This window comes from Nocardia pseudovaccinii NBRC 100343, from assembly GCF_001613225.1.
GTDB classification, from domain to species: Bacteria; Actinomycetota; Actinomycetes; order Mycobacteriales; family Mycobacteriaceae; genus Nocardia; species Nocardia pseudovaccinii.
Genome location: NZ_BDBY01000346.1, coordinates 1 through 12,327 on the forward strand (window position 1 = coordinate 1; position 12,327 = coordinate 12,327).

The 12,327-nt window shown below is 67.8% G+C and carries 8 protein-coding genes; 3 read left to right on the forward strand and 5 right to left on the reverse strand.

What is annotated here, in order from left to right; translation table 11 throughout:
• Together NP3_RS38005 and NP3_RS38010 are read right to left on the reverse strand one after the other, a co-directional pair.
• The coding region (locus NP3_RS38005; protein WP_157124825.1) for a DUF6542 domain-containing protein at positions 1–719 on the reverse strand (719 nt) is incomplete at its 3' end.
• A gap of 56 nt (positions 720–775) precedes the next feature.
• The gene (locus tag NP3_RS38010) at positions 776–1,933 is read right to left on the reverse strand and encodes a DNA recombination protein RmuC (protein ID WP_063046556.1); all 1,158 of its coding nucleotides are present in this window, start codon (positions 1,931–1,933) and stop codon (positions 776–778) included.
• Positions 1,934–2,384: 451 nt separating this feature from the next.
• Between NP3_RS38010 and NP3_RS38015 the strand changes: the two genes are divergently transcribed.
• Both NP3_RS38015 and NP3_RS38020 read left to right on the forward strand, forming a co-directional pair.
• Positions 2,385–3,566: an exonuclease SbcCD subunit D gene (locus tag NP3_RS38015; protein ID WP_063046557.1), complete on the forward strand. Its 1,182-nt coding sequence runs from the start codon at positions 2,385–2,387 to the stop codon at positions 3,564–3,566.
• Positions 3,567–3,768: 202 nt separating this feature from the next.
• Complete coding sequence (locus tag NP3_RS38020) at positions 3,769–7,089, forward strand: AAA family ATPase (RefSeq protein WP_063046558.1); 3,321 nt, start codon at positions 3,769–3,771, stop codon at positions 7,087–7,089.
• Between the two features lie 166 nt (positions 7,090–7,255).
• On the opposite strand, the gene NP3_RS48550 is transcribed toward NP3_RS38020, so the two are convergent.
• The 3 genes from NP3_RS48550 to NP3_RS38030 all read right to left on the reverse strand — a co-directional run bounded on the left by NP3_RS48550 (position 7,256) and on the right by NP3_RS38030 (position 10,461).
• Entirely contained in the window at positions 7,256–7,417 is a 162-nt protein-coding gene (locus NP3_RS48550; RefSeq protein ID WP_157124826.1) for a hypothetical protein, read from the reverse strand.
• Between the two features lie 459 nt (positions 7,418–7,876).
• Positions 7,877–8,662 (reverse strand): hypothetical protein, encoded by a 786-nt coding sequence (locus NP3_RS38025; RefSeq protein WP_063046561.1) that lies wholly within the window; start codon positions 8,660–8,662, stop codon positions 7,877–7,879.
• A gap of 110 nt (positions 8,663–8,772) precedes the next feature.
• Complete coding sequence (locus tag NP3_RS38030; protein ID WP_063046559.1) at positions 8,773–10,461, reverse strand: serine/threonine-protein kinase; 1,689 nt, start codon at positions 10,459–10,461, stop codon at positions 8,773–8,775.
• A gap of 200 nt (positions 10,462–10,661) precedes the next feature.
• Here NP3_RS38030 and NP3_RS38035 point away from each other — a divergent pair, with 200 nt between their 5' ends.
• Positions 10,662–12,287 (forward strand): DNA-3-methyladenine glycosylase 2 family protein, encoded by a 1,626-nt coding sequence (locus NP3_RS38035; RefSeq protein ID WP_063046560.1) that lies wholly within the window; start codon positions 10,662–10,664, stop codon positions 12,285–12,287.
• The last annotated feature ends 40 nt before the right edge of the window (positions 12,288–12,327 follow it).

The window sequence follows — 12,327 nt, forward strand, 5'->3', positions numbered from 1 at the left end:
GATCGGCGTTCGCGGCTCGGGCGTTCGTCGCCCCGGGCGCTCTTTGCGCCGCCGACGCGCGGCGGGGTGTCCGCTACTTCCGAACTACCGCGCCGACTCGGTCGCGGCAGATGCAGATCGGTATCGAGGTCGGAGGTATCGACCTGGGGACGGCGGGTGCGGCGGCGTGCGGCGTCGGCGAGCGAGCCGTCGTCGGTGCGCTCCGACCTGGTGCGTTTGGTTGCGTTGCCGCGGCCCCAACTGGTGCCGCGACGGGATTCGTCGGCGCGGTCGGCGGCTTCCTCACGCCTGTGTAGCAGGATCCGCCCGGCGCCGATCGCCAGCACCAGCACGGTGGCCAGCGCCATGATCGGGAACCGGTTCACCAGCGGGATCGCCAGATTCAGCAGGATGTCCTTGAGGCCGTTCGAAGCGCCATCGGTGAGCTGCTGATAAGCCAGCGGCACCGCGACGAACAGCAACAGTGGTGGCAGCACCATCGCCGTGAAGAGTGCGCGATAGCGAACGGCGAGCACCGCCGCGACGCAGCCGAGGACGTATAACGTGTTGAACGTCGCGGTCAGCTCGTTATTCTCGCCGTGGGCATCGATCAGGAACCCCAAAAACGTGCACGCCACCGCGATCAGAACCGCCGCCCCGGCCGGAATCCCCGGCACCGAGGGCAGGATCGAACGATGCGGCGCGGGCACCCGGGTTCGCACACGTTGGGAAGCAGCCACCCCATGACACTAACTGCCGCCGCGCTCGGCGGCGTTACGGCACGGCCGTCGCAGGGCTAATCGTCGGCGTCGGCGAAGCCGACCGCCCGCGGCAATGAATCGACCCGATGGATTGCCGGCACCTCCTGCTCGGCTATTTCAAGATCGTGGAGTTTGCGGGCGGTGACCATTACCCGCGACTCGACCGAGGCGACGGTGTAGTTGAAAGCGTCTACGGCCTTACCGAGTTGCGCGCCGAGGCGGTCCAGATGTCGGCCCGTCATGCCGAGCCGGTTGTAGAGTTCGCGACCCAATTGCTGAACGGTAGCCATATCGCGGGACAGTGCTTCCTGCCGCCAGCCGAAGGCGACTGTGCGCAGCAACGCGATCAAAGTCGTCGGAGTAGCGAGGATCACGTTGCGGCCGAACGCGTACTCGAGTAGCCCCGAGTCGGTGGTGAGTGCGGCATCGAGGAATGGATCGCCCGGTACGAACAGCACCACGAATTCCGGCGCGGGATCGAAGGCCAGCCAGTAGGCCTTATCGGCCAGTTGATCGATATGGGCACGCAGATGTTTGGCATGGCGGCCGAGCAGTTCGGCACGCTCGTCCGGGTCGTCGGTCATGGTGGCGTCGAGATAGGCAGTGAACGGCACTTTGGCGTCGACCACGATCTGCCTGCCGCCTGCGAGATCGACCACAAGGTCCGGCCGCACCATGCCGGTGCGTTCGGTAGCCCCGTCGCTGCGCGCCGCCCGGCTCACCTGGGTGTCGAAATCGCAGTGCCGGGTCATGCCCGCCAGTTCCACCACACGCTCCAATTGGATCTCGCCCCAGCGACCGCGCACCTGTGGTGCCCGCAGTGCGGCGACAAGCTGACTTGTTTGGCTGGTGAGCTGATGTGACGTGCGCTGCATCCCCGCGACCTGTTCACGCAGACTCGAATAGGCGTTGATCCGGTGATGTTCGACCTGCTGGATGTGCTGGTTCAGCGTGCCGACGGCCTCGCGCAGCGGATCGACCATCGCGCCGATGGCATGCGAATGTCGGCGTGCCGCATCCTCATTCGCCGCGGTGAGCGATTGCCGCAGTAGCCGCTCATTGTCGGTGGCGGCGGCCAGTCTCGCCTCCGCGGCCGTCGCGCGCTGCCCCGCGCGCGCGGTATGCCCGAGCCAGCCGAACCCTACCCCGGCGGCGAACACCAGCATCAGTGCGAGGAGCATCGGTGCGGTCATAGCGCAGATAGTGCCGCATGGCACCGACAAGTTCGAAACCCGCAAGCTATCGGACAGCAGTTCATCGACGAATGCCTGGAGCCGCGGATTCGTACCAGGCAGCGGGTCACCGAGCCGCAAGCAGCAAACAGGGCGTTCGGGTCGTGCGTCCACGCATCGCCGACCACAACGGAGCGAGTCTTACGAGCGAGGAGTTCGCGGCCCGTCTCGCGTCCGCGCCGAAGGCGCGGCCATCGAACACAGCCGAGTCGTCGAAGCGCATACGACGCAGTCGTATGTCTCGACGGCGCCGCTAGCGACTGCTTGCAGGTCGCTCGAAAGGGTCGGACGCAAGACACCAGGGGGCCGCGAACACGCCGCGCCGCAGGCGCGGCCAAAGGTAGAGCACACGCCGCGCCCGCGCGGTCGAATTGTTGAAGTGTGTCGGTGCGATCGCCTACGGTTTCGCGGCATGCGGATGCTGCACACCTCGGACTGGCACATCGGGCGCACATTCCATGGGGTCGACCTGCTAGCCGATCAGGCCGCCGCGCTCGCGGCCATTGCCGAATTGGTGGCCACGGAATCCGTTGACGTCGTCGTACTGCCGGGGGACGTGTACGACCGATCCATTCCGAGCGCCGACGCGATCGCGGTGTGTATCCAGGGATTCGAGGCGATCCGCGCGGCCGGGGCGCAGATCGTCGCGACCTCCGGCAATCACGATTCGCCGACGCGGCTCGGCGCCGGTGCGAGTTTCGCGGCGGCGGGCGGGCTGCATTTGCGCACGACGGTCGCCGCTGCCGATCAGCCGGTGCTGCTGTCCGACGAGCACGGCGCGATCGCCTTTTACGGCATCCCGTATCTCGAGCCGGAAATCACTCGCGCCGAACTCGGTGTGCCGCAGGCGCGTTCGCATGCGGAAATCCTGGACGCGGCAATGCGCCGAATCCGGGCCGATATCGCCGAGCGTCCCGGCACCCGCACCGTGGTACTCGCCCATGCCTTCGTGGTCGGTGGCGAGGCGACCGGTTCCGAGCGTTCGATTTCGGTCGGCGGCGTGGAGACGGTGCCGCTGTCGGCATTCGACGGCATCGACTACGTGGCGCTCGGCCATCTGCATTCACCGCAGACGCTCTCGGGATCGGTGCGCTATTCCGGTTCCCCGCTGCCGTATTCGTTCGCCGAGACCTCGCATCGCAAGGCGGTATGGCTCGTCGATCTGGACGCCAACGGCCTGTGTTCGGTGCAGCGCCGCGACCTCCCGCTCGTGCGCGGCCTGAGCCGTCTCAGCGGCACTCTCGACGAATTGCTCAGCGAAGCAGCCTATTCCGAGGCCGAGGAACACTACGTCTCGGCGACGCTCACCGACTACTCCCGCCCCGTCGACGCCATGCGCAAACTGCGCGAACGCTTCCCGCATGCGGTGCACGTGGAATGGTCGCGCCCGGAAGGGAACCCGGAACTGCGCTACTGTGAACGCGTGCACGGTCGCCGCGATACCGAAGTAGCGCAGAGCTTCCTCACCGACGTACGCGGCGAACCAACCCCGGGTGAAATGGCCTGGCTGGAGCGAGCACTCGCCGCCGCGATACGCGTACCCGACCGGGAGGTGCCCGCAGCGGTCACGCTTGCCGGGGAACTGTCCGCATGAGCGGCAGTCGTGCGCCCAGACCGGTCACCAGCGGACACCGTTTCGGAGAATCCGTGCCGAACACCCTTCGCGGCATCGGTTATCGAGACAGCTTTTGCCTCAGGCGTGGGTTCTTGCGGCAGGGCGCGCTCGGTGGACGTTTTCTGGTTCGCCGGACCACGCTCCGCATGCCCGCGATGTCGACTGCCGACGGGAGCGGTGAATGAGGCTGCACCGGCTGGAGATAACCGCATTCGGTCCGTTCGCCGAGTCCGCGGTTGTCGACTTCGACGCGCTCGGCGCGGACGGGTTGTTTCTGCTGCACGGGCAGACCGGAGCCGGAAAGACGACGGTGCTGGACGCGATCGCATTCGCGTTGTACGGCAGCGTGCCCGGCGCACGTGGCGAGAGTAAGCGCCTGCATTCCGATCATGCCGACGAGCAGACGCCGCCCCGGGTCGTGCTGGAGGCGACGCTGGGTGGGCGACGAGTGCGGTTGACGCGCTCGCCGGAATTCCAGCGGCCGAGCAAACGGGCCAAAAGCGGCTGGGTCAAGGAGAATGCCGCGGCGACGCTGGAATGGTTGGACGGGCGCGGCGCGAACCTGGCTCGCCTGACCGAGATCGGCGACGAGATCATCCGCCTGCTCGGCATGAGCGCGGACCAGTTCTTCCAGGTCGTGCTGTTGCCCCAGGGTGATTTCGCGCGATTTCTGCGCGCGGAGAACGAGGAGCGCGAGAAGCTTCTCGAAAAGCTCTTCGATACCGAACGTTTCGGCAGTGCCGAGCAGTGGTTGGCAGACAAGCGCCGGGCCTCGACCGCGGACGTGGAGTCGCGCAAGCAAGGCATCGATCGGTTGATCGCGCAGGTCGCGGTGGCGGCGGGGGAGACGGCGGCCGAAACCGTCGGGCCACTCGAGGCAGTCGGCTGGTCGCAAGATCTGCTCGCGACCGCGCGTGCGGCACTCACTACGACCGCGGCGGAAGCCGAACGGTGCCAACAGGAATCGGCGCGCATCAGGTCCCGTGCCGAGGAGCAACGCCGCCTGCACGAACTGCGCCGCCGCATGACCGCGGCCCGCGAGCGGCTCGACGAATACGCGGCCGACGCCGACCGCCGCGCCGATCTGCAGGCCGAACTCGAATCGGCCCGCCGTGCCGCACCGGTCGCCGAGGCCATCGATGAGGCCCGCGCCGCGGTAATGCACGCCAGGCGCAAGTCGGACGAAACCCACCGCATCGCAGCACGATTGGCCGCACTGCTCGCCCAACCCGCTGGCGCTGATGTGGCGGGTAATGAGCTGATCACGGTCGAACGCGGGCCGGACGGAAAGCCGATCGTCGTCGCCGACACGGATGTCGATGCGGCCATCCGACGGTGGAGCGCCCAGATCGGCGCGCTCGACGAGGTGAGCGCCGATGCGACCACCGCGACCCGGCTCACCTCCGAACTGGCCACACTGCGCGATGAGGACACCGCACTCACCGGCCGCGTGGACAAGCTGACCCGAATGCGTCAGCAACTGCCCGAATCGATCGCCACGATCGAGGCCCGGCTGCGCGAAACCACCGAGGCCGCGGCCGAACTGCCCACTCTTACGGCCGAATGCGAACGCCTGCAGGCCGCGGCGATGGCGGCGGTCGAACTCGCCGGTCGCAGAACAAGTCTCGATCACGCCAGGATCGAATCGGAGTCGGCCCGCGCGGCGCACCTCGATGCCAAGGAACGCGTACTCGACCTGCGCGAGCGCAGGCTGGCCGGGATGGCCGCCGAACTCGCCGGGCAACTGCTCGACGGGGAGCCGTGCACGGTATGCGGCTCGGCCGATCACCCCGCACCGGCCCGCGCCGCGGCCAGCGCGGTATCGAAGGACGCCGAGGATGCGGCGGCGACCGCCGAGCGCGTGGCCGAGGACGCCCGCGACCGCGTGCTGGCCCGAGTCACCGATCTGGAACGCGAAATCGACGCGCTGATCGCCCGCGGCGGCGATGCCGACCGCGTCGAACTGGCCGCCGCCCTGCGCGCTGCGACCGACCGCTACGAAGACGCCGCCGAACTCGCCACCCTCTCCGACAGCCTCACCGCCGAACTGTCCCGCCTGCGCACCGACGAATCGCGCCTGCACGACGAACTCCGCGAATCCGACACCCGACGCAGCACCGTCACCACCCGCATCGCCGCCGCCACCGCGCGTCTCACCGAACTCACCGACCGCCTGCGCACCGCCGCGGGCGCCGACGAAACCATCGACCGCCGCCGCGCCCGCCTCGACAACCTGATCGGGGACGCCACTGCCCTCCGCGACGCACGCAATGACGAGTCCGTCGCGCTCGAGCAGGTCACCGTGATCGCCGACCGAGTCGAAAGTCTGGCGCTGGCAGCCGGTTTCGTCATCGAGCAGGGTGCGAACTCCGTCGCGACCGGACCGAGGGAAACGCCCGGTCGGGCGGCTGGTTCGAATGTTTCGCAGGTCGCCGATCCACGCGGTGCGGCCAGCGGTAATGCGGTCACCGATGCCGATGCCGATGCCGATGCCGATGCCGATGCCGATGCCGATAGTGCTGGCGCGGTCTCCGATTCGATCGAGAGGCGCGTCGATAATGCGGAGACCACCGGGGGTGCAGTCGGTTCGAGGTCAGCCGAGGATGGCACGCAACCGCGCGACGACGTGGCCTTGTTGACGGCATACGCGCGAGTAGTCACCGCCGCCTCGCGGACCACGCAGCGGCAGAACGAGATCGAAGCCGAATTGGTGACCGCGGATCGAGCTCGCGCGCATGCCGAGGCCGTCCTCGCGGAGCCGGAGATCCGAGCCGCCGCCTCGACCGAACCCGGCGATCTCGCGGAGTTGGAGTCCGCCGTGGCCACTGCGCAGACCCGGCTGAACACGGCCGTCGCCGCCCATGCGGAGGCCACTCGGCGGGTGAACCTGCTGGAGGATTTGGGCGGTCAGCTGTGGGCCGCGGTCGATCGGATCGCCCCGGTACAGCGCGCCCACGAGGAACTGGCCGCACTCGCGGAGGTCGTCGCGGGTCGAGGCGAGAACAACCGTCGAATGTCGTTGCGCTCCTACGTCCTTGCCGCCCGGCTCGAAGAGGTGGCATTGGCGGGTTCGGTTCGTCTGCGCCGGATGTCCGGCGGCCGCTACGAATTCGTGCACTCGGACAAGGCGGGCCCGCGCGGCCGTCGCGGCGGCCTCGGCCTCGATATCCGCGACGACTACACCGGCGCCGTCCGCCCCGCCAACACCCTCTCCGGCGGCGAATCCTTCATGGCCGCATTGTCATTGGCTCTCGGCCTCGCCGATACCGTGGCGGCCGAATCCGGCGGCGTGGTGCTCGACACCATCTTCATCGACGAGGGTTTCGGCGGCCTCGATGCCGACACCCTCGATGCGGTCATGGGCGTTCTCGACGAACTCCGCGCGGGCGGGCGCGTGGTCGGCGTGGTCAGCCACGTCGACGAAATGCGCCAGCGTATTCCCAGCCGCCTGCACGTCATCCGTGGTCGAGCGGGCTCCCAACTCCGCACCACCCTCGCCTGAGGGCATGTGCTGATCATATCGGTCACCAGCCGACCGGTCCGCACCTCGTAGACGTGGACCGGCACCACCTTCTTCCGAAACGTCGCGTCGAACAACTGGTGGGTGAGGTCGGTTTCGTAGGTACATGTTTCGACGGCAACGCCGAACTCGGTCTTATCGGCACAGATCACCAGCACGGCATCGGCGGCTTCGCCTGCTCACCACTCGCCGGGGAATCGGGCTGGGTAATGGCCAGGTAGTGTCGCCGCAGCAGCAAGTACCCGGTGCCGAGCATCGACGCGTTGCCGAGTGCGACCGCGAGCGGGTCACGAGGCCGGTCCACCTGCATCGTTCGATCCGTTCGTCGGCCTTTCCGAGGCAACTGCGGACGCGGAAATCCGATGTCGCGCAATATTTCCGGTCCGGCGGATGTGCTCCGGTCGCGCGACTCCCGGCGGTGCCCGTGCCAGACCCCTCGACCGCTCGGACGCCCGCCGGAAGCTCGCCCGGTTCGGTCGATCCCAACGTTGGTTCGAACATGCTCTCCTGAGCACTTCCGGACCGGTCCGGAGCAGCCGCTCATAGTGCTGGGTTCACGCATCCAATTGCCTTGGGAGAGAGTAGACTTCATGCATCACCGAAGATTCGGAGCCGCTGCCGGGATCTTCGCGGCCCCGCCGAAGCGACGGTGGCGATGACAACTGGCCAACAGTCACATCGTGACGAACGCGACCGAGCGCAATCAATTCCCGCGGTGGGCTTTTGCACGGCCGCAGCGTCTTTCATCGCTCGGGACAGCGAACTGACCTCAGGGCCCGTCGAGCAACTGGAGATCGCGCGGAACGATGGTCGTCGACTGGATGAGTTCCTGCAGCAGATTGTGGTTGAGCATATTGCCGATCGGTTCGGTGAGCTGATCCCTGGTCAGCCCGGGGACCGGCTCGTGGCCGCAGGTGCGGGCATACTTCTCATCCGAGAGGCGCGCCCGAACGCGCCCGATCACATCCGCTACCCGCCGATCGGTCCAGCCCGCATCCGGTCGCAGCGCGTGCAGCAGTGCGGCGGTTTCCTTCCAGGTCCACGGCTGTGGCCAGCGCTCCTGGTAGAGGTAGGGCTGGCCGAGCGCGACAAGCGCCAACTTCTCGTCCGTATCCAGCGGCCACGGCTCGGGCTTCGCGGTGACATGCTCATGCCGCGGCGCGGGCAGATCGCCGTCGACGCCGGTCACGTAGACCTCGAGCAGGTGTTCCCGATTGTGCGACCCGCGAATGAACATCGGGGTGTAGCCGGTGCCGAGCGGGAACGGTTCCTCGCCTTCGAACACCAACCGGGCCTGCGGCAATCGAATGGGAACGCCGCCTGTGTTGTCGAGCTGCCAGCGGTTCCACCGGTAGGTCAACGTTCCGTGCACGCGGCTGATCCGCAGATCGTCTCCGCCGACACCGACATCCACCGCCCCGACATTGCGGCCGAACTCGATGAAGTTCCCGTCGTGCGGCGTGCCATGGACTCCGCCTGCCGTCGACAGCACCGAGATCGTGCCCGGCGCGGTACCGACGGCTCCTCTCGCCAATCCGTGACCCGACGGGGACATCGGATACACGCCTCTGCGTCTCGGCTTTCCCTGCGGCACAACGGCCTCCTCATTGCTGGTCTGGTCCGGATCCGAAGCGTCGCACCGAATGCGCCGGACCGGTCCGCGCATCATCTGGTCAGGCTGGCCGCCACGGTCGTCGCCAGATCGGTGACGGTCGCGCAGCGCTGCTCGGCGGGCTGCGATCCGTAGAACTTGACCACGACGACCTCGGCCCGGTCGCTGCTGGACGTGCCACGGAAGCTGCGGTACTGGATCTGCACGATGCAATCGTCGGTGTTCTTGGTGCCGGACCGGCGGAAACTCGGCAGGCCCGCGAGGGTCAGCGGCTGTCCGGACTCGGCGGTTTTCAGCGAGTCCCGGTCGTAGCGCACCGTGACGTGACCGTCGATTGTGCTGTCCCAACGACAGGACCATCTGCCGAATCCGGGGGCCGGACGCACCGCGTCGACGCCCGCTACCCGGCCCAGGGTCGGCACATCGACCAGGGCGCAGGCATCGCGCCATGCCAGCGATCCGGTCGGGAATGTGCCCGGTCGACGCGGAATCGGACCGTGCAGCAAGACATCTCGCGCGCGCGTGGCCGTGATATCGGCCAGCACACACGGATCCGGTCCGGCCGCAACCTTGCGCTCACCGATGATCGCGATATTCGCACCAGGCGAAAGCATCAGTGTCCGAACGCATCTAGTGCTACCGGCGGGTTCCGAGGCAATGGTGACATTGCCGACACGGGTGAAGGAGACCTGCGAGGTCTGCTCGGGCGCCTCTACGGACAGTGTCAGCCGGACCTGGCCGATATCCGGGTGGAAATCCTCGCCCCACTGGCGCACGCGCAGGTCGCAGGTATCGAAGTTGCCGCCGTCGGTGGACAGATCGATCCGGCCGAATTCGGCCAGAGCGGTCGGGTCGAGCAGCGCGCACGGGTCGGCCGCCCGCGGATCGGGGATGGGGTTCAGCGCCGCGACACCGGGCATCACCACACTGGCCGCGACGACCAGCGTCACCGCGACTACCTCTGCGGCGCCCACCGCGGCCCGGCGCACGATGGTGCGATCCCAGCCGCGCGGCGTCTGGTCGAGGCGCGCGAAGCGAGTCGCGGCCGTGGCGGCCGCGGGCCGGTGGATCGGGTTGGGCAGCGTCAACTGGGTGAGCAGGGCTTCGAACGGTCCCGGACGGCGCTGCCGCTCCGTCACCGCGAGCAGTGTGGCCGCGAGTGCGTAGACATCCGATTTGGGACCGGCCGGACCGCCCGCCGTGACCTCTGGTGCCAGATACCGCCATTTGCCACGCGCGATATCCGGTGTGTCACCGGTGCCCGCATTGCGCAGGTCGAGCGAGCTGCCGAAGTCGGTCAGCCAGGCGTCGCCGTCGTCGGCGAGGATGATGTTCTCCGGGGAGATATCGCAGTGCAGGATGCCGCGATCGTGGCAGTGTGCGAGCGCGCTCGCGATCTGCTCGCCGACCATTGCCGCCCGGGCCGGGCCGAGTTTGCGTTGTTCGCGTGCTACCTCGGCGAGCGAATAGCCCGGCACGTATTCCGTTACCAGCCAGCACACATCGTCGTGTTCGAAGATGTTGTAGACGCCGATGATGTGCTGATGCCGCAGGGCTGCCGCATTGCGTGCGGCGGTGCGCAGCCGCTGGGCGCTGTCCGGATCGTCCGGGCGCGGACATTTGAGCACGACGTCGCGGCCGAGGTCCTCATCCGTCGCCCGCCAGGCCATACCCTCGCCGCCGAGCTTGAACAGCTCCCGCAGCGTGTACCGGCCCGCGATGCGGTCTCCGACGCCAACCATGCGCCCGCCCTCGTAATTCGGCCCATATCCCGATATTCCGGCCCAAATCTCGCGAACGCAGTTTAACGCTCAGGGCTACATTCCGTTGTGCTGCTCGATAATTCGTGACCACGGCCTGCTGTTCCGGTCGGTCTCGTCCACACGTGTCACAGGGGTTTGTGGCGGATTTCCGCTAGCGTCCGGTGCGGGTTGCTGCCATTGTGGATTGGGTGACGATCACGGCTTTGGATTTCGAACGCTGCTATCGGGCGGTATCGACCCGGGACTCCCGATTCGACGGCCAGTTCTTCACCGCGGTGCGAACGACCGGAATCTATTGCCGCCCTTCCTGCCCAGCGATTACGCCGAAGCCAACGAATGTGACATTCCTGCCGACGGCCGCCGCGGCGCAGCAGGCCGGATACCGGGCCTGCCGCCGCTGCCTGCCCGATGCCGCCCCCGGCTCGCCGCTGTGGAATACCCGCGCCGATCTGGCCGCACGGGCGATGCGGCTCATCGGCGACGGCGTCATCGAGCGCGGCGGAGTGCCCGCACTGGCCGCCACGCTGGGCTATTCGCAGCGCCAGGTGACCCGGGTGCTCACCACCGAACTGGGCGCCGGTCCGCTGGCGCTGGCCAGGGCGCATCGCGCGCACACCGCTCGGCTGCTGATCCAGACCACCAATATGCCGATGTCCGATATCGCCTTCGCGGCCGGATTCGCCAGCATTCGCCAGTTCAACGACACCGTCCGCGAGGTATTCGCGGTCAGTCCGACCACCATGCGCATCGAGGCGCAGCGGGTGACCCGCTCCGGCAGCCACCTGGTGCCCGCCACCAACGGATCGCTGACGCTGCGGCTGCCTTTCCGGGAGCCGCTGGACCGCGGCTGGCTCGAATGGTTCCTCTCCGCACACGTCGTGCCGGGCATGGAGCTATGGGAGGAGCGCGCCTACACCCGGAGCCTGCGCACCCCGCACGGACATGCGACCACGCGGCTGAGTTTCCAACGTGATCACGTGCGCGCCGAACTGTCCCTGCACGATATGCGTGATCTCGCACCGACCGTCGCACGGCTGCGGCATCTGCTGGACCTGGACGCGGACCCGGTCGGCATCGATGAGGCGCTCGGCGTGGTGCCCGCTACCGACGTCGTCGAGGCTTCCGGACGAGATCTCCCAGACGCCGGTGCGGCACCGGCGGACCATCCCTTCAATGTCGGTGTGGCCACCGTCCGCCGTGGCCGAGCCCGCCCGCCGTTCACTCCCGGTATCCGGGTGCCCGGCGCACTCGATGGTCCAGAGTTATTGCTGCGCACCATGATCGGTCAGCAGATTTCGGTATCGGCCGCCGCGACCCACGCCGCTCGACTGGTCGAGGCGCTCGGCGAGCCGATCGACGGACCGGTCGCACGGCTGTTCCCGGCACCGGCCGCGATCGCCGAACGCGGGGCCGAGGTATTGACCGGCCCGGCGCGGCGGATTCGCTCGATTATCGGCGCGGCCTCGGCTCTCGCCTCCGGCGATCTGGTGTTGCACCAGGGCCGCACCGCTACCGATCTGCGCCGCGACCTGTTGGCACTGGAAGGCGTCGGACCGTGGACCGCCGACTATGTGACCATGCGACTGCTCGCCGATCCGGATGTGCTGCTCGACACCGATCTCGTTGTCCGCCAAGGCGCCACCATCCTCGGCGTCGATCTCACCGATACCGCGCGCTGGGCCCCGTGGCGTTCGTATCTATCCATGCACCTATGGAAGGCCGCGCTCGCCGGCCGCAAGGCCACACCGCCCAAAGCCACCGCGATGAAAGCCGTCGCCACACCGAAAGCGAAAACCCGATCGTGACAACCGATTTCGCGACCTCCGACACTCCGATCGGCCCGTT

Coding starts and splice junctions, on each gene's coding strand:
- NP3_RS38025 (WP_063046561.1), bottom strand. CDS start 8,662: ATGTCCCCGTCGGGTCACGGATTGGCGAGAGGAGCCGTCGGTACCGCG.
- NP3_RS38010 (WP_063046556.1), bottom strand. CDS start 1,933: ATGACCGCACCGATGCTCCTCGCACTGATGCTGGTGTTCGCCGCCGGG.
- NP3_RS38020 (WP_063046558.1), top strand. CDS start 3,769: ATGAGGCTGCACCGGCTGGAGATAACCGCATTCGGTCCGTTCGCCGAG.
- NP3_RS48550 (WP_157124826.1), bottom strand. CDS start 7,417: ATGCAGGTGGACCGGCCTCGTGACCCGCTCGCGGTCGCACTCGGCAAC.
- NP3_RS38030 (WP_063046559.1), bottom strand. CDS start 10,461: ATGGTTGGCGTCGGAGACCGCATCGCGGGCCGGTACACGCTGCGGGAG.
- NP3_RS38015 (WP_063046557.1), top strand. CDS start 2,385: ATGCGGATGCTGCACACCTCGGACTGGCACATCGGGCGCACATTCCAT.